Annotated in this window: 26 protein-coding genes; 21 read left to right on the plus strand and 5 right to left on the minus strand. The window is 65.9% G+C overall.

What is annotated here, in order from left to right; translation table 11 throughout:
• Positions 1 to 224: 224 nt before the first annotated feature.
• From ACWEO2_RS05865 to ACWEO2_RS05910, 10 genes are all read left to right on the plus strand, one after another.
• Complete coding sequence (locus ACWEO2_RS05865) at positions 225 to 2,633, plus strand: Tex family protein (RefSeq protein ID WP_452404516.1); 2,409 nt, start codon at positions 225 to 227, stop codon at positions 2,631 to 2,633.
• A 29-nt stretch (positions 2,634 to 2,662) separates the two neighbouring features.
• Complete coding sequence (locus ACWEO2_RS05870; protein ID WP_452404309.1) at positions 2,663 to 3,529, plus strand: hypothetical protein; 867 nt, start codon at positions 2,663 to 2,665, stop codon at positions 3,527 to 3,529.
• Between the two features lie 291 nt (positions 3,530 to 3,820).
• Entirely contained in the window at positions 3,821 to 4,162 is a 342-nt protein-coding gene (rplS, locus tag ACWEO2_RS05875) for a 50S ribosomal protein L19 (protein ID WP_011210681.1), read from the plus strand.
• Positions 4,163 to 4,270: 108 nt separating this feature from the next.
• A complete protein-coding gene (gene lepB / locus ACWEO2_RS05880) occupies positions 4,271 to 5,014 on the plus strand; it encodes a signal peptidase I (protein ID WP_452404310.1) in 744 nt (247 codons plus the stop codon).
• Between the two features lie 28 nt (positions 5,015 to 5,042).
• Positions 5,043 to 5,861: a ribonuclease HII gene (locus ACWEO2_RS05885; RefSeq protein ID WP_452404311.1), complete on the plus strand. Its 819-nt coding sequence runs from the start codon at positions 5,043 to 5,045 to the stop codon at positions 5,859 to 5,861.
• 43 nt (positions 5,862 to 5,904) lie between these two features.
• Positions 5,905 to 6,210, plus strand: coding sequence for a DUF2469 domain-containing protein (locus ACWEO2_RS05890; RefSeq protein ID WP_011210678.1), 306 nt, complete (start codon positions 5,905 to 5,907; stop codon positions 6,208 to 6,210).
• A gap of 185 nt (positions 6,211 to 6,395) precedes the next feature.
• A complete protein-coding gene (locus tag ACWEO2_RS05895; RefSeq protein ID WP_354957029.1) occupies positions 6,396 to 6,752 on the plus strand; it encodes a YraN family protein in 357 nt (118 codons plus the stop codon).
• The gene (locus ACWEO2_RS05900) at positions 6,752 to 8,260 is read left to right on the plus strand and encodes a YifB family Mg chelatase-like AAA ATPase (RefSeq protein ID WP_452404312.1); all 1,509 of its coding nucleotides are present in this window, start codon (positions 6,752 to 6,754) and stop codon (positions 8,258 to 8,260) included. The genes ACWEO2_RS05895 and ACWEO2_RS05900 overlap by 1 nt, the downstream gene beginning before the upstream one ends.
• A 286-nt stretch (positions 8,261 to 8,546) precedes the next feature.
• Positions 8,547 to 9,665: a DNA-processing protein DprA gene (gene dprA / locus ACWEO2_RS05905; RefSeq protein ID WP_452404313.1), complete on the plus strand. Its 1,119-nt coding sequence runs from the start codon at positions 8,547 to 8,549 to the stop codon at positions 9,663 to 9,665.
• Between the two features lie 229 nt (positions 9,666 to 9,894).
• The gene (locus ACWEO2_RS05910; protein ID WP_452404314.1) at positions 9,895 to 10,815 is read left to right on the plus strand and encodes a tyrosine recombinase XerC; all 921 of its coding nucleotides are present in this window, start codon (positions 9,895 to 9,897) and stop codon (positions 10,813 to 10,815) included.
• An 8-nt stretch (positions 10,816 to 10,823) separates the two neighbouring features.
• Here the strand turns inward: ACWEO2_RS05910 and ACWEO2_RS05915 are convergent, their stop codons facing one another.
• A complete protein-coding gene (locus tag ACWEO2_RS05915; protein WP_452404315.1) occupies positions 10,824 to 11,015 on the minus strand; it encodes an SbtR family transcriptional regulator in 192 nt (63 codons plus the stop codon).
• A gap of 297 nt (positions 11,016 to 11,312) precedes the next feature.
• Between ACWEO2_RS05915 and ACWEO2_RS05920 the strand changes: the two genes are divergently transcribed.
• From ACWEO2_RS05920 to ACWEO2_RS05945, 6 genes are all read left to right on the plus strand, one after another.
• A complete protein-coding gene (locus tag ACWEO2_RS05920) occupies positions 11,313 to 12,044 on the plus strand; it encodes an acetoacetate decarboxylase family protein (RefSeq protein ID WP_452404316.1) in 732 nt (243 codons plus the stop codon).
• A 128-nt stretch (positions 12,045 to 12,172) separates the two neighbouring features.
• Positions 12,173 to 12,862 carry a DUF3159 domain-containing protein gene (locus ACWEO2_RS05925; protein WP_452404317.1) on the plus strand — a complete coding sequence of 230 codons (690 nt, stop codon included), beginning with the start codon at positions 12,173 to 12,175 and terminating at the stop codon, positions 12,860 to 12,862.
• The gene (locus ACWEO2_RS05930; protein ID WP_355177494.1) at positions 12,859 to 13,224 is read left to right on the plus strand and encodes a YidH family protein; all 366 of its coding nucleotides are present in this window, start codon (positions 12,859 to 12,861) and stop codon (positions 13,222 to 13,224) included. Before ACWEO2_RS05925 ends, ACWEO2_RS05930 begins: the two co-directional genes overlap by 4 nt.
• Positions 13,221 to 13,526, plus strand: a complete 306-nt coding sequence (locus tag ACWEO2_RS05935; RefSeq protein WP_354957021.1) for a DUF202 domain-containing protein — start codon at positions 13,221 to 13,223, stop codon at positions 13,524 to 13,526. Before ACWEO2_RS05930 ends, ACWEO2_RS05935 begins: the two co-directional genes overlap by 4 nt.
• A 62-nt stretch (positions 13,527 to 13,588) precedes the next feature.
• On the plus strand, positions 13,589 to 15,490 hold the full coding sequence (locus ACWEO2_RS05940; protein ID WP_452404318.1) for an alkyl/aryl-sulfatase: 1,902 nt from the start codon (positions 13,589 to 13,591) through the stop codon (positions 15,488 to 15,490).
• Between the two features lie 88 nt (positions 15,491 to 15,578).
• Positions 15,579 to 15,944, plus strand: a complete 366-nt coding sequence (locus ACWEO2_RS05945) for a hypothetical protein (RefSeq protein ID WP_452404319.1) — start codon at positions 15,579 to 15,581, stop codon at positions 15,942 to 15,944.
• 73 nt (positions 15,945 to 16,017) lie between these two features.
• On the opposite strand, the gene ACWEO2_RS05950 is transcribed toward ACWEO2_RS05945, so the two are convergent.
• The 3 genes from ACWEO2_RS05950 to ACWEO2_RS05960 all read right to left on the minus strand — a co-directional run bounded on the left by ACWEO2_RS05950 (position 16,018) and on the right by ACWEO2_RS05960 (position 17,631).
• Positions 16,018 to 16,536 (minus strand): DUF1990 family protein, encoded by a 519-nt coding sequence (locus tag ACWEO2_RS05950; protein ID WP_452404320.1) that lies wholly within the window; start codon positions 16,534 to 16,536, stop codon positions 16,018 to 16,020.
• Positions 16,537 to 16,608: 72 nt separating this feature from the next.
• The gene (locus tag ACWEO2_RS05955) at positions 16,609 to 17,088 is read right to left on the minus strand and encodes a M23 family metallopeptidase (RefSeq protein ID WP_452404517.1); all 480 of its coding nucleotides are present in this window, start codon (positions 17,086 to 17,088) and stop codon (positions 16,609 to 16,611) included.
• A 72-nt stretch (positions 17,089 to 17,160) separates the two neighbouring features.
• Positions 17,161 to 17,631: a hypothetical protein gene (locus ACWEO2_RS05960; protein WP_452404321.1), complete on the minus strand. Its 471-nt coding sequence runs from the start codon at positions 17,629 to 17,631 to the stop codon at positions 17,161 to 17,163.
• 368 nt (positions 17,632 to 17,999) lie between these two features.
• On the opposite strand from ACWEO2_RS05960, the gene rpsB reads away from it, so the two are divergent.
• The 5 genes from rpsB to ACWEO2_RS05985 all read left to right on the plus strand — a co-directional run bounded on the left by rpsB (position 18,000) and on the right by ACWEO2_RS05985 (position 22,608).
• Positions 18,000 to 18,836 (plus strand): 30S ribosomal protein S2, encoded by an 837-nt coding sequence (gene rpsB / locus ACWEO2_RS05965; protein WP_452404322.1) that lies wholly within the window; start codon positions 18,000 to 18,002, stop codon positions 18,834 to 18,836.
• A gap of 149 nt (positions 18,837 to 18,985) precedes the next feature.
• Complete coding sequence (gene tsf, locus ACWEO2_RS05970; RefSeq protein ID WP_354957014.1) at positions 18,986 to 19,810, plus strand: translation elongation factor Ts; 825 nt, start codon at positions 18,986 to 18,988, stop codon at positions 19,808 to 19,810.
• A 255-nt stretch (positions 19,811 to 20,065) separates the two neighbouring features.
• Complete coding sequence (gene pyrH / locus ACWEO2_RS05975; protein ID WP_354957013.1) at positions 20,066 to 20,794, plus strand: UMP kinase; 729 nt, start codon at positions 20,066 to 20,068, stop codon at positions 20,792 to 20,794.
• Positions 20,795 to 20,843: 49 nt separating this feature from the next.
• Positions 20,844 to 21,401, plus strand: coding sequence for a ribosome recycling factor (gene frr, locus ACWEO2_RS05980; protein ID WP_040693344.1), 558 nt, complete (start codon positions 20,844 to 20,846; stop codon positions 21,399 to 21,401).
• 124 nt (positions 21,402 to 21,525) lie between these two features.
• The gene (locus ACWEO2_RS05985) at positions 21,526 to 22,608 is read left to right on the plus strand and encodes a phosphatidate cytidylyltransferase (RefSeq protein ID WP_452404323.1); all 1,083 of its coding nucleotides are present in this window, start codon (positions 21,526 to 21,528) and stop codon (positions 22,606 to 22,608) included.
• A 138-nt stretch (positions 22,609 to 22,746) separates the two neighbouring features.
• Here the strand turns inward: ACWEO2_RS05985 and ACWEO2_RS05990 are convergent, their stop codons facing one another.
• Positions 22,747 to 23,136, minus strand: a complete 390-nt coding sequence (locus ACWEO2_RS05990; RefSeq protein WP_452404324.1) for a LapA family protein — start codon at positions 23,134 to 23,136, stop codon at positions 22,747 to 22,749.
• Between the last annotated feature and the right edge of the window lie 11 nt (positions 23,137 to 23,147).

The raw sequence follows: 23,147 nt of genomic DNA on the forward strand, positions 1-23,147 counted from the left end.
CCAAAACTCCGCCAACTGCTCGACTGTCGGCCTGCGACTACACTGTTCGAGCACCTCACGACCGGCAGAAGGCCCAGGAGGCGCGAGCTGTCCAAGGCCATACCGGACCTTTCCGACCGACGGTGACACCGCGCAATTCGGGCATGCCCGTACCGGTTTACCTGGGCGTGGGCCGTTTGTCGGGTGACAACGGTAGTGTCTCGGGCGTGACGACAGCGCCCGAGATCGCCAGTTCAGCGACGAACACCGACACGACCGCCGCCGCACCGGCCGCGACCAGAGCGCTGGCCAGCGTGGGCCAGCGCATCGCCGAGGAGCTCGGCGTGCGCGAGAGCCAGGTCCGCGCCGCCGTCGAGCTGCTGGATGCTGGTTCGACCGTGCCATTCATCGCGCGATATCGAAAAGAGGTCACCGGCGGCCTCGATGATGCCCAGCTCCGTCAGCTCGACGAGCGCCTGAGCTATCTGCGCGAACTCGACGAGCGCCGCGGCGCCATCATCGAATCCATCAAGGGCCAGGGCAAACTCGATGACGCACTGCTCGGGCAGTTGATGATGGCCGAGACCAAGGCCCGGCTCGAGGACATCTACCTGCCGTACAAGCCGAAGCGGCGCACCAAGGCGCAGATCGCCCGCGAGGCCGGTCACGAGCCGGTCGCCGACGCGCTGATCGGCGATCCGACCACCGATCCGGCGCAGTACACCGCCGAGCAGCTCGACGGCGCCCGTGCCATCCTGGTCGAGCGTTTCGCCGAGGATGCCGACCTGGTCGGCGAACTGCGCGAGCTGATGTGGAACCGCGGTCAGGTCAGCTCGAGCGTGCGCGCGGGCAAGGAGGAGGCGGGCGCGAAGTTCGCCGACTACTTCGAGTTCAGCGAGCCGTTCAGCAAGCTGCCCTCGCACCGGATCCTCGCGCTGCTGCGCGGCGAGAAGGAAGAGATCTTGCAACTGCAGCTCGAACCGGATACCGAGGAACTCGAGCCTGGTGCGCGATCGGTCTACGAGGGCCGAATCGCGGTGAAGTTCGATATCGCCGATCGCGGCCGGGCCGCCGACAACTGGCTGCTGGACACGGTGCGTTGGGCATGGCGCACGAAACTTCAAGTGAGCCTTGGCATCGACACCCGCATGCGGCTGCGTCAGGCGGCCGAGAAGGACGCCGTCGATGTGTTCGCCGCGAACCTGCGCGATCTGCTGCTCGCCGCACCCGCGGGCACCCGCGCCACCATGGGGCTGGATCCGGGTTACCGCACCGGCGTGAAGGTCGCGGTCGTCGATGCGACCGGCAAGGTCGTCGCCACCGAGGTCATCTACCCGCACAAGCCGCAGGGACAGACCGAGAAGTCCCTTGCCGTACTCGGTGCGCTGGTGGCCCGGTTCGGCGTCGAGCTCATCGCCATCGGCAATGGCACTGCCTCGCGCGAGACCGATGCCCTTGCCGCCGAACTGATCTCGCGCATTCCGGAGAACAAGCCGACGAAGATCGTGGTGTCCGAGGCGGGCGCGTCGGTGTACTCCGCATCTGCCTACGCCTCGCAGGAACTACCCGATATGGATGTCTCGCTGCGCGGCGCGGTATCGATCGCGCGCCGCCTGCAGGACCCGCTGGCCGAGCTGGTGAAGATCGACCCGAAGTCCATCGGCGTCGGCCAGTACCAGCACGACGTCTCCGAAACGCTGCTGGCCCGCTCGCTCGGCGCGGTGGTCGAGGATGCGGTGAACGCGGTCGGTGTCGACGTCAACACCGCGTCGGTGCCGTTGCTGTCGCGAGTATCCGGCATCGCCAACTCGATCGCCGAAAGCATTGTGGCGCACCGTGATCAGCACGGCCCGTTCCGCAGCCGCACCGCGTTGCTGAATGTGCCACGCCTGGGCCCGAAGGCCTTCGAACAGTGCGCGGGCTTCCTGCGCATCCGCGGCGGCGACGATCCGCTCGACACCTCCGCCGTGCACCCCGAGGCCTATCCGGTGGTGCGGCGCATCCTGGAGTCGACCGGACGCGGCATGTCGGAACTGATCGGCAATACCGCGACACTGCGCGCGCTGAAGCCCGTCGATTTCACCGACGAGAAGTTCGGTATCCCCACCGTCACCGACATCATCACCGAACTCGAGAAGCCGGGTCGCGACCCCCGTCCGGAGTTCAAGACCGCCGAATTCGCGGCGGGCGTAGAGAAGGTCGCCGACCTCGAGCCGGGCATGGTGCTCGAGGGTGTGGTCACCAATGTGGCCGCATTCGGTGCCTTCGTCGATATCGGCGTGCACCAGGACGGACTCGTGCACGTCTCGGCCATGTCGCACAACTTCGTCAAGGATCCGCGCGAGGTCGTGAAGTCCGGCGATGTCGTCAAGGTGAAGGTGCTCGAGGTTGATGTCGCACGTCAGCGCATCGGGCTGTCGCTGCGGCTGGACGACGAACCGGGTGCCGTCAAGGCCGAGGGCGGCCGTGGACGTGGCCAGGGTGGTCGGGGCGGACCCGATCGCGGCGGGCAGCGGCAGAATGGACAGGGTAAGCAGCAGGGCCAGGGGCGCCAGCAGAATCAGGGCCGCAACCAGGGCAACCAGCGTCGTAACACGCCCGCGCCGAGCGGTTCGATGGCGGATGCACTGCGGCGGGCCGGTTTCGGACAGTAGGGCGATACGGGCGGAGGTTGTAGGCGGCCATGCGACGGTGGCTCGAAGATGATGTGATCGCGCATGGTCGTCTGCCGTTGGCATGCTTTCTGCTCGGATTTATCGTCGGGTTCCTGCTGATCCGGCTCAGCGTCCGGTTGATCCGTAAGCAGGTCCGCTGGTGGCCCGGAAATCTGCGCTCCGGCGGCGTGCACATCCACCACATGGTGTTCGGGGTCATCCTCGTGCTGTTGTCCGGCATCGGGTTGGTCACGACCTACCAGAGTGCCGATACGCTCACCGCGAGCCTGCTCGCCGCCGCCTTCGGTGTCGGTGCGGCCCTCACCCTCGACGAATTCGCGCTGATCTTCTATCTGCGCGATGTGTACTGGGAGGAACAGGGCCGCACCTCGGTCGACGCGGTCTTCGTCGCGCTCGCCGTGACGGGACTGCTGCTGCTCGGCTTCCATCCGCTGTGGTTACTGGATGTCAACGACTTCCGCCGCGACCCCAGCATGGAGGTCCGGATCTCCATCGTCGTCTTCGCGGTGGTGAACCTCGGGCTCGCGGCGGTCGTCATCGCGAAAGGCAAGATCTGGACCGGCCTGTTCGGCATGTACTTCCTACCCCTACTCGTCGTAGGCGCGCTACGCCTGAGCAGACCGGGCGCACCATGGGCCCGCTGGCGCTACCCCGGCAAGCGACGGCTGATGTACCGCGCCATCGTCCGCGAACGCCGATACCGCCGCCCAGTAATCCGCGCGAAAATCTTCGTCCAGGACCTGGTCGCCGGAAAACCCGACGTAGTCCACGTCCGCGAGGCCGCCGAAGCCGAATTGGCCCGCACCGTAGTCCCCGCCCCACCCGCTCCCGCCCACTGGCACCTCCCCATGGCCGACCACTCCCACCACAACTGACCACCCCCAAGGCTCTCGCGTTCACGAGAATGCGCTGGTGCAGGGTGCTCCCGGCGTTTGGTCGGCCGCGTGACCGAGGCGGCGGCGGTGCACCGCGCGGTCACCCGCTGAGCGGGGCCTTTCCCGCGGCAGGACCGGGGCGATTTTTCCGGTGCCCCGCCGATCTGGCACAATGCACAGGTTGCCCTGGGTGCTTTCGGCCCATGGAGCACCCCTTATTCGGAGCATGAACCGGTCGAGTACGCGAGTGCCGCCAGGGTCCTCTGCTCGTGCGAACATCAGAAGGATGAAATGAACACCCTTGACTTCGTCGACGAAAAGTCGCTGCGCAGCGACGTCCCCGACTTCCGGCCGGGTGACACGCTCAACGTGCATGTGAAGGTCATCGAAGGCTCGAAGGAGCGCATCCAGGTCTTCAAGGGCGTCGTGATCCGGCGCCAGGGCGGTGGCATCCGCGAAACCTTCACCGTCCGCAAGGTGTCGTTCGGTGTCGGCGTGGAGCGCACCTTCCCGGTGCACAGCCCGAACATCGACCACATCGATGTCGTGACCCGCGGTGATGTCCGCCGGGCCAAGCTGTACTACCTGCGCGATCTGCGCGGCAAGGCTGCCAAGATCAAGGAAAAGCGCTGACCTTGTAGCACAACGCAGCTCGGCACGATAGTTCTTCAGTAGCCCGGCACCGGACGTGAGTCATGGTGCCGGGCTAATCTGTTCGGCGTGGCAGACGAAAGTGGGTCGATGACTGTGTCCGGTTCGGACGACGAGGGTGCGGGCCGTCGCTCGCGACGCGCGAAGCGCAAGCAACGCCCTTTCTGGCAGGAACTGCCGGTCCTCATTGTCATCGCCGCGGTGATCGCGGCCCTGATGGTCAGTTTCGTCGGACGCCCGTATGTCATTCCGTCCCAGTCGATGGAAGAGACCCTGCTCATCGGCGACCGCATCTACGTGGAGAAGCCGAGCTACTACTGGGGCAATCCCGAGCCCGGTGATGTCGTGGTGTTCGTCGGTCCGCCGTCGTGGAATACCCGCTACCAGTCCATCCGGTCGAGCAATGTCGCAGTGCGCGGCGTGCAGAACTTCTTTTCCTTCTTCGGGCTCGTGCCGCCGGATGAGAACGATCTGGTGAAGCGGGTGATCGCCGTCGGCGGCCAGACCGTGCAGTGCTGTGACGCACAGGGCCGGGTCCTGGTGGACGGCAAGCCCTTGGACGAGCCGTATGTCAAGAACGACTACCCGTGGTATCCCGGACAGCAGAATGCGACATACCCTGCGGGCCGGGTGTTCGGCCCGGTGAAGGTGCCCGAGGGCAACCTGTGGGTGATGGGCGACAACCGCAATCAGTCCGCCGACTCGCGCGCCCACGTCAGCGACAATCTGCAGGGCACCGTCCCGATCGACAATGTCCGCGGTAAGACCGTCTTCAAGATCTGGCCACCCACCCGCATCGGCCCGGTGAAAGCGCAGGATCCCCAGACGAACTGATCGGTGCGGGCCGCAGGATAATTAGACGGTGGGGCAGGGTCGAGTGGCACAGGCTAAGGGCGCGACTCCGGGCAACGGGTGGCCGCCGCGCGTTGTCATGCGTCGGGCAGGCGGATTGCGCACCCTGGAGGCAGCACTGATCCGCAGCGGACTAGGACCCGTCGCGGGCGTCGACGAGGCCGGGCGCGGCCCCTGCGCCGGACCGCTGGTGGTCGCCGCCTGTCTGCTCGCTCCCAAGGCCTACGACAAGCTGGCCGGACTCGACGATTCCAAGAAGCTCACCGAATCGGTGCGCGAGCAGCTGTACCCGGTCATCACCCGGCTGGCGCTGGCCTGGAAGGTCGTGGTCGTTCCGGCCTGGGAGATCGACTCGATCGGCATCCATGTCGCCAATATCGAAGGTATGCGCCGCGCGGTCGCCGGGCTCGGGCGGACGCCCGGATATGTGCTCACCGACGGATTCCGGGTGCCCGGTATTCCGGTGCCGTCGCTGCCGGTCATCGGTGGTGACGCGGCCGCAGCCTGCATCGCGGCGGCGAGCATTCTGGCCAAGGTGACCAGGGACCGGATAATGGTCGAACTCGACGAGCGCTTTCCCGGCTACGGTTTCGCCGCGCACAAGGGCTACAACACGCCCGAACATACCGCCGCGCTCGAACGGCTCGGACCGAGCAGTGAGCACCGCCGATCCTGGCGCAATGTGCGGGAGGCGGCGGGGCTGCGGCCGGTCGCCGCCGCCGAGTACGCCGACGCGGTACTGGCCGATGAGGTTTTGGCCGGTGCAGTTCTGGTCGACGGCGCCGAACCGGATAGCCGAGTGGCTACCGACCCGGCGCATGCGAGATGATGTCAATATACGCAGTGCGGCGAGAAGGAGGACGTCCCACCCGATGAGTGCCGAGGACCTGGAGAAATACGAAACCGAGATGGAGCTCTCGCTGTATCGGGAGTACAAGGACATCGTCGGTCAGTTCTCGTACGTGGTGGAGACCGAGCGCCGCTTCTATCTGGCCAACTCCGTCGAATTGCGGCCGCAGAACGCCGACGGCGAGGTGTACTTCGAGGTGCGCATGAGCGATGCCTGGGTATGGGATATGTACCGGCCCGCGCGCTTCGTGAAGCATGTTCGGGTGATCACGTTCAAGGACGTGAATATCGAGGAACTGGAGAAGCCGGATCTGCGGTTGCCGGAGTAGGGCGCCCACACTGCGGGGTGGTCGCATGGGCGCCGATCCGGCTCCATAGCACGGGGTACCGACAAATACGGCGCACGTGAATACCGGGCGCTCGGGTTGTGCACAGCTCAGCGGTTATCCACAGGTTTTCTGTCCGCCCAGGTCGCTGGCGTCGACCGGAGGTGCGGTCCGGGCACGCTGGGCTGGTGGCAGATAACCGGGCGCTCGGCGCACAAGGGGAAGAGCTGGCGGCACGATTCCTGCAGGCCGCCGGGATGGAGATCATCGGCAGGAATTGGCGGTGCAAATACGGCGAGCTGGATCTGATCGCCAAGGACACCGAGGTCACCGCCTTCGTAGAGGTCAAAACCCGAACCGGGGCCAAGTTCGGCACGCCCGCCGAGGCGGTCACCTTCGATAAACAGCAGCGGATACGGCGGCTTGCGCTGGTGTGGCTGGCCGAACAGGACGGTCCGTGGCGCAATATCCGGTTCGATGTCGTTTCGGTGTTGCTGCACCGCGGCCACCGTCCGGTCATCGACCACCTGAAAGCCGTGTTCTGATGGCGCTGGGGGTGGCGTATTCGGTCGCGGTGACCGGGGTGGATGGTCAACTGGTCGAGATCGAAGCGGATATCGGACAGGGCCTGCCCTCGGTGCATCTGGTCGGACTGCCCGACACCGCGCTGCAGGAATCCCGGGATCGAGTGCGCTCGGCGGTGGCGAATACGGGGGAGAAGTGGCCCGACGGCAGGGTGATTCTGGCGCTGTCCCCGGCGACCTTGCCCAAGATCGGCAGCGTTTACGACCTGGCCCTTGCGGTCGCGGTACTCGACGCGGCGGGCGCGATTCCCTCCGATCGGCTCGGAAAGACTGTGCTGTTAGGGGAATTGGCGCTCGACGGCCGGGTGCGCCGCGTGCGCGGCATACTGCCCGCGGTGATCGCGGCGCGCAGTGCGGGCTGGTCTCGGGTGATCGTGCCGGAATCCGCGCTGGCCGAAGCCGGTCTGGTGGATGGTATCGAGGTCTTCGGCGCCGCCAGCCTGCGCACCGTTGTCGCGTGGCTGCGTGGCGAGGGCGTCCTCGTCGAACCCAATGGCATCCTGCCCGACACCGGTCGCTACGGCGGCGATCTGAGCGAGGTGGTCGGCCAGGACGAGGCGCGGTGGGCACTGGAGGTGGCCGCGGCGGGCGGTCATCACCTGCTGCTCACCGGACCGCCCGGAATCGGCAAAACCATGTTGGCGCAACGTCTTCCGGGCCTACTGCCGCCCCTCACCGAATCCGAAGCCCTCGAGGTGACGGCCATCCACTCGGTCGCTGGCGCGCTCTCCGACGACCACCCGTTGATCACCATGCCGCCCTTCGTCGCGCCCCATCATTCGACCTCGGCGAGCGCTATGGTGGGCGGCGGATCGGGGACGGCACGCCCGGGTGCGGTCAGCCGCGCCCACCGGGGCGTGCTGTTCCTCGACGAATGCGCGGAGATCGGCACCAAGGTCCTGGAAGCGATGCGAACTCCCTTGGAAGAGGGCGAAGTTCGCATCGCCCGCCGCGACGGAGTGGCGCGCTATCCGGCCCGATTCCAACTGGTGCTCGCCGCGAACCCCTGCCCCTGCGCACCGGCCCGCGATGTCGACTGCATCTGCCCGCCGCTCGCCCGCCGCCGATACCTCGGCAAACTGTCCGGACCGCTGATGGACCGCATGGACATCTGGGTCCAGATGCACGGCCAGTCGGGCGCATCGCTCGCCGACGCGGAGGCCGAGAGCAGTGCGGTCGTGCGCGGCCGAGTAGCGGCGGCAAGGCAAGCCGCAGTACACCGTTGGAGGGATTTTGGCTGGGCTACGAACGCCGAAGTCCCAGGTCACATACTCCGCCAACGATTCCGGCTGCCCTCCGAAGTAACGGCCCCGGTCGAGGCCGCCCTCCGCCTGGGTCGCCTCTCCGCCCGCGGCGCCGACCGCGCCATCCGCGTCGCGTGGACAATCTGTGACCTCCGCGGCGCGGACCTTCCTGGAGCCCAGGATGTACTGGCGGCGTTGAACTTTCGACAGCGGGGTGCACAGTGAGCGCTGGCGGCGTCGAACTTCCACGGCGGGGTGGGCGATGAATGAGGACTGGACAGCTGGGGCGTCGGCAGCAGGCGAGCATGCGGCGGATGACGGCATCTCTGGGACGGATTGCGGTTGGGCGAGAGGTGCCGAGGGGGCGGATGTGGGATACGTATCAGGGGCGGCGGGGTGTGCTGGTGGGGTGGTGAGCGGGCGATCCCCTCGCTCAGGGTATGGGATTGTGGACCTGGACGATCGGGGGTCGGCGAATACCGAGGTGGTTGTTGGCAGGGATGAGCGACGGTTGGCGTGGGCATATTTGTCGCGCGTGGTGGCGGGGCCGTGTGCGGCGCTGTCGTTGTTGATCGAGTCGGTTGGGGTGGTGGAGGCGGCGCGGGCGGTGCGGGAGTGTGCGTTGCCGGAGTCGTTGTTGGGGCCTACTTCGAGGCGGCGGGAGATCGATTGTGCGGCAAGAGATCTCGAGGTGATGAAGCGGATCGGTGGACGTTTGGTTACTCCGGATGATCCGGAATGGCCTGCCTGGCGGATGTTGGGTCTGAGCCAACTCGAGCCGGGACGCGATCGGGACGGGGCCGTGCCGCTGGTGCTATGGGTGCGTGGGCCGCGGTCGCTGCTGGAGTCGAGTGAGCGCGCCATCGCGGTGGTCGGGGCGCGGTGCAGTACCGGGTACGGTGATCGTGCCACCGGTGAGATCGTCGGTGATCTGGCCGCGCAAGGCTGGACGGTCGTATCCGGTGCTGCCTTCGGTATCGACGGTATGGCGCATCGCGCCGCTCTGGCCGTTGGCGCCCCGACCATTGCCGTCCTCGCCTGCGGCGTCGACCGCGCCTATCCCGCCCAGCATGAGCGGCTCTTGGCCGAGATCGCCGAAACCGGTTTGGTGATCAGCGAATACCCGCCCGGCACGGTTGCCCACAAGAACCAATTCCTGGCCCGCAACAGGCTGATCGCGGCCCTGGCGGACGGCGTTCTCGTGGTGGAGGCGGGGCTGCGCAGCGGTGCACGAAACACTGTCAAATGGGCCCGCCGCCTCGGCCGCCCCGCCCTCGCCATCCCCGGTCCCATCACCTCGGCATCCTCGGTGGGCTGCCACCGCATGATCCGCGAAGGTGAGGCTCTGCTGGTCACCCGCGCCGAGGAGGTCATCGATGAAGCAGGCCCGCTGCGTCTTTCGCTACCGACTCAGCAGTCGTCCGACCCAGGCGACCGCTTGCTCGGCGACGAAGCATCGGTCTTCGCGGTACTGCCGAAAATCGGCTCCCGCCAGCCACGAGCCATCGCCGAAGACGCCGGTCTCGAACTGGCCGCCGTTCGCGCCATTCTCCCCGCACTCGAATTGGCCGGACTCGTCGGAATGGACGAAAACGGCTGGTACCGAACCACGAAGAAGACGCAACAATGACTGTCCCGCGCTCTCGAACCCCAAGAGCTCGAGCACCGGGTCATGCCCGTGCGCTCGACGGTGCTGGCCCTCCCGCTCCGCTGACACCGTGAAAGGTTCGCCCTTCGAGACTTTGCAGCGCTCGCACCTCGGACCGACGCTGCTCGGGTGCGGGTGGAAGGTAGACGAATCCGCTGTCGGTGCGGCGTGCTGACTTGCCAACAGCGGGTGGGGTGGTGACGGTAGAGAGATGGAGTTGCCGGAGGATCTCGAGGGGTTGCTGATGGAGTATGGGCGGCATCTGCGGTTGGGGCGGAACCGGTCGGCACATACGGCGCGGGCGTATGTGGGGGATGCGCGGTCGTTGCTGGGGCATTTGGTTGCGCGGTCGCCAGATTCGGCAGTGCGAGAGATGGATTTGGCGTTGTTGCGGTCATGGCTGGCCGCGCAGTCGGCCGGTGGTGCGGCGCGCACCACCGTGGCGCGGCGGGCGTCTTCGGCAAGGACATTTACTGCGTGGTTGACCAGTACCGGGCGGCTCGCGATCGATCCCGGACTTCGGCTCGGTTCGCCGAAGGCGCATCGGGTGTTGCCTGCGGTGCTCGGCACCCAGCAGGCCGTGGCGGCCATGGATGCGGCGGAATCCGGTGCGGTGCAACGTGATCCAATGGCCTTACGCGATCGGCTGATCGTGGAGCTGTTGTACTCCACCGGAATCCGGGTCAGCGAATTGTGCGGACTCGATCTCGACGATATCGATCGAGAGCGGCGCCTGGTCCGCGTACTCGGCAAGGGCAACAAGGAGCGATCGGTGCCCTTCGGCGTTCCGGCCGATGCAGCGATCGCGAATTGGCTGCGGTACGGCCGCCCCACATTCGCCACCGCCGATTCGGGTCGCGCCCTGCTGCTGGGCCGCCGCGGCAAACGCCTCGATCAACGCCAGGCCAGAACGGTTGTCCACGAGGTCGTTTCGGCGATCCCCGGCGCACCAGATATGGGCCCGCACGGATTGCGACATTCGGCGGCAACCCACCTGCTCGAGGGTGGCGCCGACCTACGCATCGTGCAGGAGCTGCTCGGCCACGCCAGCATGGCCACCACCCAGCTGTATACCCACGTCTCCATCGAGCGCCTGAAGAAAGTCCACGACCAGGCCCATCCTCGCGCCTGACCGGTCGGCTAAGGCCGTAGGCACCCCAGTATCAGGTTCGCGATCCGCCCATCGTCTCTGCGGTACCGCTGTGCCGCGAGCGCTGCGACCACGACAGCCTGGACGTCCTCGCCGTTCACATCGCTTCTGACCACTCCCGACTCTCGTGCCTCGTTCAGTAGCGCGCCGAACACGTTTTCGACATCATTGCGCTCGCCCATGGGCGCGCTGGATTGATCACCTGGTTGCGCACCTACTCCAATCCGCTCGATGGTGTGATCGCCTTCGATGCCGTCGCGGACCTTGTCGAGGCGCTGTCCATCAAGTAGGCCGCGACAATTGGCGAACATCGGGCCGGTCGAAATTCTGAAATGTGTTCGCGTGGCGGGAACTGATGAAGGTGGGGTGAAATTATCGCTATTCTGAAACGGGTTCTAGTTTGGAGGATTCGTGAACGCCGCACGATTCGTTGACCGGCCCGCAGTCGGCTCACGCCGCGGCCCACGGCGGGAGGTTCGATGAGCACCCATACCGTGTTGGGCAAGGAAGTCCGGATGCCGGTGCGGATCCGGCTCGCGCACGCGTTCATGGCGACCTATGCGGTGTCCGCGGCAGCCGCGCAGCGGGTGATCGACTATTCCGGGCTGGAGATTCTTCGGCTGCCCGGCGGGCGCGCCATGTGCACGCTCGTCTTCGTCGACTACATCGACGGAGATCTGGGTCCGTACAACGAATTCGGCGTGTCGTTCATGGTCCGCCACCACACCTCCGGACCCGCCGCCGCACTCGGCGATCTCCGGGCCCTGTCCACGGGCGGAGCTGGTGTCTTCATCCATCGTCTCCCGGTCGATGGTGAATTCACACTCGCCGCGGGCCGCGGGATCTGGGGATTTCCCAAGGAGATCGCGGATTTCGATGCACAGCACGAAGGCCGTGTGCGTCATGGCGTGCTGCACCAGAACGGGCAACTGATCGTCGATCTCACCGTCCGGCCCGGCCTGTCCGTCCCGGGACGCCGCAACGGTGCCGCATCGTTCGACGCCTACTCCCATATCGACGGGATCACCCGATGCACACAGTGGCAGATGGAACCGTCCGGTATGCGTGCCCGGCCCGGCGGCGCCGAGTTGTCCCTCGGCGACCATGCCTGGGCCGATGAGCTGCGATCCGTCGGCTTACCCAAACGTGCGCTCATGGCGTCGGTCGTGGATCGACTCGCGATGACCTTCCAGGACGCCAACCCCCTCTGACGGTGGATCTGCCGCAAGGTCGCATCCGCGAGCAGCGAACTCAGTGGACGACCACATCGACGGCGGTAACCTGACGTAGCGGATTGTTTGCTTACGGCAGGAAACCGGCCAGCGATGGAGAGGTGTCCGTGAATCCCGACGAGCAGCACATTGCGGCCCTTGACCGGCAGCAACATAGAAACGTGCGCGTCGAGATCTGGGGCAGGTTCCAGGCGATGCATGGTCCGCGACACATCATTGATGGGGCAACACCGGCCATCGGGTTTCTGCTCGGCTATTCCGTGGCGGGCGCGGAAGTGGGTGTCTTCATCGCCATCCTGATCGCCGTCGTATTGGCGGCCTTCCGGTTGATCAGGGGCGATTCGGTCCGGGTCGTCGCTGCTTCGGTATTGGTCATCCTGGTCTTCTCGCTCTTCGTCGAGATCACCGGCGAGGGCCGGGGTTTCTACCTGCCCGAAGTGGCACTGTGCCTCGTGCTGACCGTGCTGTTCGGATCGACCCTGCTCACCGGCAAACCGCTGAGCTACACAGTGAGCCGCCGAATCCGGCTCGAACCGGCGCAACCGGCCGATCCCGCGGTCCGGTTGCCCCTGCATCGTCGAATCACCCTGGCCTGGTTCGTGTTCTGGGCCGTCCATGTGGCCGTCATGTTGCCGCTGTATCTGGCGAACAAGGTAGTTATCCTCGGCACCGTGGCCTTGATTCTCGGCAAGCCCGCACTGGTCGTCATGCTCGCGGTGACCTGGCTATGGGTGCGCGCCAACGGGCCCCGCCCCTCCGAAGCCGAGGGGTCGATAGTCGAAACCGAGGTGACGTGACTCTCCCCAATCCCGCTGAGGAATCCGAAGAGGGCGAAGAGGAAATCGATTACCGGTTCACCCTCGCCAACGAGCGGACCTTCCTGGCCTGGATCCGCACATCGCTCGGGCTGCTCGCCGGTGGTGTTGCGGTACATACGCTGGTGCAACCGTTCCGGATGGCGGGCCTGCGGCGGGCGCTCGCGATGAGCTGCATCGCGCTCGCGGTAATCGTCGCGGTTGGTGCGTACGGACATTGGCGGCGCGTCGGCGCGGCGATGCGCAATGGCGAGCCGCTGCCCAACACCGTCATGGTGCCGATCCTGTCGTTGGGCATCGCCATCGTGTCGGCGCTGGCCTGTATTGCGGTATTGCTGCGATGAGCGACGGTCTGGCCGCAGAGCGCACCGCGCTCTCTTGGCGGCGCACTGCCACCAGCGCGATGGCTGTCGCCGCGCTGCTGCTCAATCATGCGGTGACCAGCGGGTGGCGACCCGCTGCCGTCGCGACGATCGGTGCGGCTATCGCGATGGCGGCGCTTGCGGGATTGTGTTTTTCGCGTAATCGCACATTGCACGAAGGTCGCTTCGGTCACGGCCGCGGCGCGGTTGCCGCGACGACGGTGGCGGTGCTGGTCGTTGCTGTCATCGTGGCAGTGATCGCATCGACGGAAACACCGCCCTGAAGCACCGAGGCTCGATATATCAGCGGCAGGCCCAGAAAGTTCAGCTGACAAGGAGGGTGGACATGACGACATCGACCGAGCCGAGCGAGTTGATCGTTGAGAGCCAGCGGCGTGCGGCCACGACGCTGCCGTTCGCGGACACCGCCGACCTGGCGGACGCGGACCGCGGGTTCATCGCCGCGCTCGAACCGGGCATTGTCACCGCTGCTGACGGAACGGTGGTGTGGGATAACGACTCCTACGACTTCTTGCGCGAGCCGTGCCCGGCGTCGGTGCACCCGAGTCTGTGGCGCCAGTCCGGCGTGGTGGTCAAACAGGGTCTGTACCAGGTCGTCGAAGGGATCTATCAGATACGCGGCCTCGATCTGTCGAATATGACGTTGGTCGAGGGCACTGCCGGTGTGATCGTCATCGATCCGCTGATCTGCGCGGAAACCGCCGCCGCCGGGCTGGCCCTCTATCGCGCACACCGCGGCGACCGCCCCGTCACGGGACTCATCTACACCCACTCGCATGTGGACCACTTCGGCGGCGCGCTGGGCGTGACCAGCGCCGAAGACGTTGCGGCGGGCCGCTGTCCGGTGCTGGCTCCGGCCGGATTCCTGGAGCACGCGGTGGCCGAGAACGTCTACGCGGGCCCCGCGATGGCGCGCCGCGCCGCCTATATGTACGGCGCGGCACTGCCACGCGGTCCGCTCGGTCAGGTCGGTGCGGGTCTGGGCCAGACCACCTCCTTGGGCACCGTGACGCTGATCGCTGCGACCGTCGATATCACCGCCACCGGTCAGCAGGAAACGGTGGACGGGGTGCGCATCATCTTCCAGATCACCCCGGGCACCGAGGCTCCGGCCGAGATGAACTTCTACTTTCCGGACCACCGCGCGCTGTGCATGGCCGAAAACGCCACGCACACCCTGCACAACCTGCTCACCTTGCGCGGCGCGCTGGTGCGTGATCCACATGTGTGGGCCGGGTACCTGACCGAGGCGATCAATCTGTACGCCCGTGATTCCGATGTGGTGTTCGCATCGCACCACTGGCCCACCTGGGGCACCGATCGACTGGTGGAATTCCTTTCCCTGCAACGAGATCTGTACGGCTATCTGCACGACCAGACGTTGCGGCTGCTGAATCAGGGCCATGTCGGCAGTGAGATCGCGGAGTTGATCGCGCTGCCGCCCGCCATCGAAAATGCTTGGCACACCCACGGCTATTACGGATCGGTCAGCCACAATGTGAAGGCCATCTACCAGCGGTATATGGGCTGGTTCGATGGCAATCCGGCGCATCTGTGGGAGCATCCGCCGGTCGAATCCGCCAGGCGGCATGTGGAATTCATGGGTGGTGCCGACGAAGTGCTCCGCAAGGCGCAGGTGTCCTACGATGCCGGTGACTACCGATGGGTCGCCCAGGTGGTCAATTACGTCATCTTTGCCGATCCGGACAACCAGGCCGCGAAAACATTGCAGGCCAATACCTTCGAACAACTCGGCTACGGCGCGGAGAATGCCACCTGGCGCAACTTCTACCTCAGCGGTGCGTATGAGCTGCGCAACGGCTCGTTCGGCACGCCGACGACGACGAATGCTCCCACCATGTTCGCCGCCCTGACCGTCGAGCAGATCTTCGACGCCATGGCATTGCGCGTCGACGGCCCCAAGGCGTGGGATATGCGGGTGGTGACCGACTGGCATATCACCGACGAAAACCGCATCCACCGCCTCGAACTGTGCAACGGTCGCCTGACGCATTACGACCGGCCCGACGGCGTTGCCCTTCCCGAGCCCGACGCCTCGTTCACCCTGACCCGGCCGATACTGATCCGAGTCCTGCTGTCGGGTGAGGACTTTGGTGCACTGGTCTCCTCCGGCGCCATCACGCTCGGCGGCGACCCGACCAAACTCGCCGATATCGTCGGCGTCTTCGACCAGCCGGACCCGGACTTCGCCATCGTCACACCGTGAATGAATCGGCGTCGAACTCGCCGTGACCTCGCGGGTCGTCGGATAATCCCTCGACCCGCGAGGTCTCCGGCGCGTACGGTCGGCGACCATGTCCACCGAAGCCATCGACAAATCCGTGCCGCTGCGCGATCGCCTCCGCACCGCCCTGTCCGCTGCAATGAAGACCCGCGACCGAAGCGCCATCGCTGGTCTGCGCTCTGCGCTCGGTGCGATCGATAATGCCGAGGCCATCGACATCATGGACCTCGAGGCCGGTGCCATCGAGACCAGCGCCGTAGGCCTCGGTGCGGCCGAAGTCCGCCGGCGCGACCTCACGGAGTCCGATATCGAAGAGATTGTTCGTGCCGAAATCACCGACCGCCACAAGGCCGCCGACGAATACGACACCCTGGGCCGCTCCGATCACGGCGATGTACTTCGCGCCGAAGCAGCAGCACTGACCGCGCAGCTCTGAGCCACGGTCCAGCTGGCATCGATACGGATTCGGTTGTTCAGCAGCCGAATCCGTATGCCCCGCCTGGTGCTGCCTAGATCGAGGTCGGGAGGGTGTCGATGTACTTTCCGGCGATGATGTGCTGGATGGCTCGGACAACCGGTCCGCCGAGGCGGACATACCACGTGCCCGGGCGTGAGAATGCGGTCACCAAGCCGTAGACGCTGTCGTCGGTGGGGTCGTATTCGACGGCGAACAGCTCCTCGCCGATCTCCGGGTGGCCGGGCAGTGTGCCGTAGGCGAAGCCGCGGCGGTCGGGTTCGTCCAGGACGTACACCACCCGGCACGGTGCGGTGATCCCGAGCGGACCGACGCCGAGTCGGACCGTCAGCCGGGTCCCCGGCGCTGCGGTCGGGGTATCGGCTTCCCGAAATATGCCGGTACCCTTCTGCATTCGGTACGCCAGCAGCTCCGCGCCCGCGCGCTCGAACAGTGCACGTCCGCGCCCGATTCGGCGGCGCAGTCGAAACCGGTGGTAGCCCGCCGGGAGCACACCCTTCGTCGCGCCGACCTCGGCATAGGTGAACGGCGGATCCCCGAGCGCATATCCCATGGGTCGATCCTCGTCCCGGAACCATTGCGATGGAAGAGCGCGGTCCGACACATCCGGCTGGACTGTCGTCCACTAGGTGACCGGTTTCAAACGCAGCGGAGTCGGATGCAGCAGGCCGAGCGGATCGACATACTCGTGTCTGCTGTGCCTGCCCGCGTCCCGTCGTGCACCCCAGTGCAGGCACGCGGCCGCCCCACAACCCTCATGACCCGCCTCCAAGGTGCCGATTCGCATCCCGCGACCGACCCGCAGCCCCACCGCAACCTCCGCTCGGACCGGCTCATATGTAGTCCGAAGCCCACCCGGATGGTCGATCGACGCCGCCGGTTTGCCCGCGACCGTCCCCGCGAACACCACGATCCCGTCTCCGGCCGCGAGCACTGCCTGCCCGGGTGTGCCCGCCAGATCGACCCCGCGATGTCCGGGCAGCCAGTCCCGCACCGGTTTGTCGAACTGTCGCTCGACCCTCGGCCGCGGCTGCAACGGCCAGCTGAACTCTCCCTGCGGAGCAGCCGAAACCGCCTGCTCCGCAACGAATCCCAGTAAAGCGATGACCGCGACGACAATCGAAACCAGTCGCCGCCCGCGCGACCATCCCACCCTGCAGACCGTATTCATTCGAGATCAGCGAGGCAGCTGGAGCGGAGCTCGGTGGACCAGTTCCAACAGCCGCGACAGCAGATCATCGACCACCCGGGGCAAGGAACTCGCCGATCCGGTGCTCTGCCCACGGACGATATCGGTCGGGAGCGGAGCCATACCTGTACCTGCCCTAAAAACCGGCGTCGGCGCACTGTCCACCCGCAGCGCGTTCGGCCTGACATTCACGACAAGTGGCGCCAACTGGAGCGGCACCGGCGCCAGCCCACCACCCGGATGCGGCGCGGAACAGGCCGAACCTGTGCACTCCCCGAACACGACTTCCGATGCGTAAGGCCGAATACCGCCAGGCGGAGCGATTGCCCCGGATCCCCACGGCGCGGCCACAGCAGCGGCGCCATCCGGCTGCGCGGCTGAAACCGGCTGTGCCACAAACAGCGACAACAGGAACAGCGGCGGGAGGATCATGGTTATCGAGATGGCTATGCGATTCATGCCTCCCAGCGTCGGCCGGGCACGGCATCCGCAGTAGCCCCGATCCGGCGAGTGTGGACAACTTTCCCGTTTGTGAACATCGCCCGTTTACGTCGATGACAGGGCGATTTAGGAACTGACCCGCTGAGACCGTAGACTGGTCGAGCGGTCTGTGCTTGCACGGATCGACTTCGCGCGCCACCCCGTGCTTGTTCGTAGCGGCGCTGTTCGAACGGAGCTCGACTTCGTAATCGGCAGTGCGCATGCGGAGCAGGGAATCATCGGCTGGTCCTGATCCTCGTGATCGGGTCCGATGGTTCGGAGGCGCCAGGGCGGTGGATCGCCGATTCACCGCGTCAACCGGCAAACGAAAGAGAGATACGAGAGCCATGGCTGTCGTAACCATGAAGCAGCTGCTCGACAGCGGCGCACACTTCGGACACCAGACCCGGCGCTGGAACCCGAAGATGAAGCGGTTCATCTTCACCGACCGCAACGGCATCTACATCATCGACCTGCAGCAGACGCTGACCTACATCGACAAGGCCTACGAGTTCGTCAAGGAGACCGTCGCCCACGGTGGCACCGTCCTCTTCGTCGGCACCAAGAAGCAGGCCCAGGAGTCGATCGCGGCCGAGGCGACTCGCGTCGGAATGCCCTACGTCAACCAGCGCTGGCTGGGTGGCATGCTCACCAACTTCTCCACCGTGCACAAGCGTCTGCAGCGCCTCAAGGAGCTCGAGGCGATGGAGCAGACCGGTGGCTTCGAGGGTCGCACCAAGAAGGAAATCCTCATGCTCACGCGTGAGATGAACAAGCTCGAGCGCACCCTCGGCGGTATCCGCGATATGGCCAAGGTGCCCTCAGCCATCTGGGTCGTCGACACCAACAAGGAGCACATCGCCGTCGGCGAGGCGCGCAAGCTGAACATCCCGGTCATCGCGATCCTGGACACCAACTGCGATCCCGACCTGGTCGACTACCCGATCCCGGGCAACGACGACGCGATCCGTTCCGCCGCTCTGCTGACCAAGGTCGTCGCCTCCGCGGTGGCCGAGGGCGTGCAGGCGCGGGCCGGTCTTTCCACCGGTGACGAAAAGCCGGAAGCCGGCGCGGGCGAGCCGCTCGCCGAGTGGGAGCAGGAGCTGCTTGCGCAGGCCGCCCCCGCCGCGGCCGAGACCGAGGCGGCCGACGCCGAGGCTCCCGCCACCCCGGCCGAAGCCTGATCGTCGCAGTGTCCGATGGTGGCGGGCAGTCTGGTTACCCAGACTCCCACCGCCGCGGAGCGTTTGTTCACCTTGCCGACCTCTCCTGGTAGGAGCGGTCGGCAAGGTGGTGTTACCACCCGAGACAACACACAGGAGGATCGCCACCCATGGCGACTTACACCGCCGCGGATGTGAAGCGGCTGCGGGAGCTCACCGGCTCCGGGATGATGGACTGCAAGAACGCGCTGGTCGAGACCGACGGTGATTTCGACAAGGCCGTCGAGGTGCTGCGCATCAAGGGCGCCAAGGACGTTGGCAAGCGCGCCGAGCGCGCGACCGCCGAGGGCCTGGTCGTCGCCAAGGACGGCGTGCTGATCGAGATCAACTCCGAGACCGACTTCGTCGCCAAGAACGAAGAGTTCCAGGGCCTCGCCGACAAGATCGTGACCGCCGCCGCGGCCGCCAAGCCCGCCGACCTGGACACGCTGAAGGCGCTGAAGCTCGACGGCCAGACCGTCGAGGAGGCGCTGCAGGCGCTGGCCGCCAAGATCGGCGAGAAGCTCGAATTGCGTCGCGTCGTCGCCTTCGACGGCCCGGTCGCCGTCTACCTGCACAAGCGTGCCACCGACCTGCCGCCCGCCGTCGGTGTGCTGGTCGAGTACCAGGGCGAGGGTGACGCCGCCGCCGAGGCCGCGCGTGCCGTCGGCATGCAGGTCGCCGCGCTCAAGGCCAAGTACCTGACCCGCGACGAGGTCCCGGCTGATGTGGTGGAGAACGAGCGCCGCATCGCCGAGCAGACCGCCAAGGAAGAGGGCAAGCCCGAGGCTGCGCTGCCCAAGATCACCGAGGGTCGCGTCAACGGCTTCTTCAAGGACGTCGTCCTGCTGGAGCAGGCGTCGGTCACCGACTCGAAGAAGACCGTCAAGGCCCTGCTGGACGAGGCCGGTGTCACCGTGACCCGCTTCGCCCGCTTCGAGGTCGGCCAGGCCTGATAACGTCCGCGAACCCCTCGTACCCGGATACGGTGTACGAGGGGTTTCGGCTGTCCGGACGCTGCGCGTTCATCCGCAATTCCCGAGCCTGACCGGGCGAGTTCGTTGCGTCCGAGGGGGGTCTTCTACCCACTCCGAAACCGAATAGGGCAGGATAAGGGCGCTCTGTAAGTGAGGGTCTTGGTATCTGAGAGCCTCCGCGCTGCCATCCGGCCCTGCCGAGACCGAATCCACCGCAGAAGGAGACGAACACCCATGACGAACCTCGGGACCGAACGCCCAGGATATCGCCGGGTGCTCCTCAAACTTGGCGGAGAGATGTTCGGCGGTGGCAAGGTCGGGCTCGATCCCGATGTGGTGCAGACCGTCGCCGAGCAGATCGCCGAGGTGGTCTCCAGCGGAGTGCAGGTGGCCGTGGTGATCGGCGGTGGCAACTTCTTCCGCGGCGCAGAACTCGAGGAGCGCGGTATGGAACGTGCCCGCTCGGACTACATGGGCATGCTCGGCACCGTAATGAACAGCCTTGCGCTGCAAGACTTTCTGCAACAGCAGGGCATCGACACCCGGGTACAGACCGCGATCACCATGGGGCAGGTGGCCGAGCCGTATCTGCCGCTGCGCGCCAAGCGGCATCTGGAGAAGGGCCGTGTGGTCATCTTCGGTGCGGGCATGGGCATGCCCTACTTCTCCACCGACACCACCGCCGCCCAGCGCGCGCTGGAGATCGGTGCCGATGTGGTGCTGATGGCCAAGGCGGTCGACGGGGTGTTCACCGCGGATCCCCGGGTCGACGCGAGCGCCACCATGTACACCGAAATCACGCATAAAGAGGTCATCGAGCGTGACTTGAAGGTCGCCGACGCGACGGCCTTCAGCCTGTGTATGGACAACCAGATGCCGATCCTGGTGTTCAATTTGTTGACGAAGGGCAATATCGCCCGTGCGGTCGCCGGTGAGAAGATCGGCACATTGGTTCGGTCTTGACCCCGCGCCCGCGGATCATGACGATGACGACGCTGTGGAGGAAACGGTCGTGATTGAAGAAGCGCTCTTCGACGCCGAGGAGAAGATGGAGAAGGCCGTCTCGGTAGCGAAGGACGATCTGGGGTCCATCCGTACCGGTCGCGCGAATCCGGGAATGTTCCAACGGATCGTCATCGACTACTACGGTTCGCCGACCCCGATCACCCAGGTGTCGAGCATTACCGTGCCGGAACCGCGGATGGTGGTGATCAAGCCGTATGAGCAATCGACCCTCGGCGCGATCGAAACCGCGATCCGCAATTCCGATCTCGGTGTCAATCCCACCAACAACGGTGACATCATTCGGATCTCTGTCCCGCAGCTCACCGAGGAGCGGCGCCGCGAACTGGCGAAGCAGGCCAAGGGCAAGGGCGAGGATGCCAAGGTCTCGATTCGCAATGTCCGCCGCAAGGCCATGGACGAACTGTCGCGGATCCAGAAGGATGGCGAGGCGGGTGAGGACGAGGTCGGGCGCGCCGAAAAGGAGCTCGACAAGACCACCGCCAAATATGTCGGCCAGGTCGATGAACTGGTCAAGCACAAGGAAGCCGAACTGCTCGAGGTCTGAGGCCAGACGGCGGCATGGGCGACGGGCCCGGAGGCGGTAGCTTGCGTAACCACGAAGGGCACCGCGAATGCCGCCGATCAGACACCGAGGGCCCGCCCGGGCGGGGGACGAACGGAACGACGAGTTGAGCGACGGGACAATCGTGGCCGAGAACGCCGCCGAGACCGGTGCGGCCGAGGAGCCGAGACGGGTCAACGGCACAGCTGATGCGATGGACGGGCACGCGGTCGATGCCGCGATTCCGGACGCCGCACATTCTGAACCGGCGTTCGGTGCACCCGCGACCTCCGGGTATGTGCGTGCTGAATCCGCGACGCCCGAATCATCGATCGATGAATCGGTGAGCGCCGGGACCCCGCACGAGAACCCCGCGGAACCTTCGCCACCCGCCTCGCGTGCCGGTCGCAATCTGCCCGCCGCACTGGCCGTCGGCTTCGGCCTCGGTTTGTCGCTCATCGCAATTCTGCTGTTCGTGCCGAAGGTGTTCATCGGGGTGGCGGCCGCCGGGGTCGGCGTGGCCACCTGGGAGGTCGCCAAGCGGCTGCGGGAGGCGGATGTCCTGGTACCGCGGATTCCGCTCATCGTGGGCGGACAGGCGGTGTTCTGGCTCGGCTGGCCCTGGGGCGCCAGCGGCGTGGCGGGCGCATTCGCGGCGACCACGCTGATCTGCATGGTGTGGCGGCTGTTCGATCACGGACTGCAGACCGCGCCGCGAAATTTCCTGCGCGACACCGCGATCGCCATTTTCACACTGGCCTGGATTCCGCTGCTGGCATCGTTCGCGACCCTGCTGCTACTGGAACCCGAGGGCAATCTGCGGGTGCTGACCTTCATGATTCTGGTGGTCTGCTCCGATGTCGGCGGTTACGTCGCCGGTGTGCTGTTCGGGCGCCATCCGATGGTGCCCGCGATCAGCCCGAAGAAATCCTGGGAGGGTTTCTGCGGTTCGCTGGTGTTCAGCGTTATCGGCGGTCTGCTGACGGTCACCCTGCTGCTCGACGCGAACTCGATGATCGGCGTGGTGCTCGGCGTCGGTCTGGTGCTGGTAGCGACGGTCGGCGATCTGATCGAATCGCAGGTCAAGCGGGAATTGGGCATCAAGGATATGGGCACATTGCTGCCCGGACACGGCGGCATTATGGACCGTCTCGATTCGATGCTGCCCTCGGCATTCGTGTCCTGGTTGGTGTTGTCCACGTTGATCTGACTGAACCGATTCGGCCATCACTTGGCTTGGACGATTGCCGGTTGTGTGGACATCGCAGACCGCATCATTGATCGGTCGGTATGTTCCGTGGAGCTGTGCGCAGCCGCCCCCGAGGTGCTCGGTGATCGCGGCCCGGTACTAGCGCTTCACGGCGCGGCGGAGTTGGAAGATGCGCACGCCGCCCACCAGCGCCATGACGAGTGCGCCCGCGATCACCGACAGCAGGACCATGATTCCGACCGGCAGGGAGAAGTCCCAGAAGAACAGATCCACGCGCTGTTCCTCCAGGTTCTGCAGGATGAAGATCAGCACCACGATCCCGATCAGCGCAGCGACGATCAGACCGACCCAGGTTTGGCCGGTCCGGGTCTTCGCCACCGTCTTGCGGCCGGTCGGCTCGACGGTCTTGCGCTCGGTCGGTTCGACGGTCTTGCGCTCGGTCGGTTCGACGGTCTCGTGGCCGGTCGGCGACGGGGGTGCGACATCCCCGGAGTGCTCCGGCTCCGGCGACTCGGCGTGCCTGGTCATAGTCCGATCAT

This window comes from Nocardia sp. NPDC004278 (assembly GCF_053602975.1).

Excerpts from the sequence above, each read along its gene's own strand:
- ACWEO2_RS05945 (WP_452404319.1), top strand. The coding sequence starts at position 15,579 with ATGTCCACCGAAGCCATCGACAAATCCGTGCCGCTGCGCGATCGCCTC.
- ACWEO2_RS05935 (WP_354957021.1), top strand. The coding sequence starts at position 13,221 with ATGAGCGACGGTCTGGCCGCAGAGCGCACCGCGCTCTCTTGGCGGCGC.
- ACWEO2_RS05920 (WP_452404316.1), top strand. The coding sequence starts at position 11,313 with ATGAGCACCCATACCGTGTTGGGCAAGGAAGTCCGGATGCCGGTGCGG.
- ACWEO2_RS05960 (WP_452404321.1), bottom strand. The coding sequence starts at position 17,631 with ATGAATCGCATAGCCATCTCGATAACCATGATCCTCCCGCCGCTGTTC.
- tsf (WP_354957014.1), top strand. The coding sequence starts at position 18,986 with ATGGCGACTTACACCGCCGCGGATGTGAAGCGGCTGCGGGAGCTCACC.
- ACWEO2_RS05950 (WP_452404320.1), bottom strand. The coding sequence starts at position 16,536 with ATGGGATATGCGCTCGGGGATCCGCCGTTCACCTATGCCGAGGTCGGC.
- ACWEO2_RS05915 (WP_452404315.1), bottom strand. The coding sequence starts at position 11,015 with ATGGGCGAGCGCAATGATGTCGAAAACGTGTTCGGCGCGCTACTGAAC.
- pyrH (WP_354957013.1), top strand. The coding sequence starts at position 20,066 with ATGACGAACCTCGGGACCGAACGCCCAGGATATCGCCGGGTGCTCCTC.
- ACWEO2_RS05990 (WP_452404324.1), bottom strand. The coding sequence starts at position 23,136 with ATGACCAGGCACGCCGAGTCGCCGGAGCCGGAGCACTCCGGGGATGTC.
- rplS (WP_011210681.1), top strand. The coding sequence starts at position 3,821 with ATGAACACCCTTGACTTCGTCGACGAAAAGTCGCTGCGCAGCGACGTC.
- ACWEO2_RS05900 (WP_452404312.1), top strand. The coding sequence starts at position 6,752 with ATGGCGCTGGGGGTGGCGTATTCGGTCGCGGTGACCGGGGTGGATGGT.
- lepB (WP_452404310.1), top strand. The coding sequence starts at position 4,271 with ATGACTGTGTCCGGTTCGGACGACGAGGGTGCGGGCCGTCGCTCGCGA.
- ACWEO2_RS05940 (WP_452404318.1), top strand. The coding sequence starts at position 13,589 with ATGACGACATCGACCGAGCCGAGCGAGTTGATCGTTGAGAGCCAGCGG.
- rpsB (WP_452404322.1), top strand. The coding sequence starts at position 18,000 with ATGGCTGTCGTAACCATGAAGCAGCTGCTCGACAGCGGCGCACACTTC.
- ACWEO2_RS05890 (WP_011210678.1), top strand. The coding sequence starts at position 5,905 with ATGAGTGCCGAGGACCTGGAGAAATACGAAACCGAGATGGAGCTCTCG.
- ACWEO2_RS05910 (WP_452404314.1), top strand. The coding sequence starts at position 9,895 with ATGGAGTTGCCGGAGGATCTCGAGGGGTTGCTGATGGAGTATGGGCGG.
- ACWEO2_RS05870 (WP_452404309.1), top strand. The coding sequence starts at position 2,663 with ATGCGACGGTGGCTCGAAGATGATGTGATCGCGCATGGTCGTCTGCCG.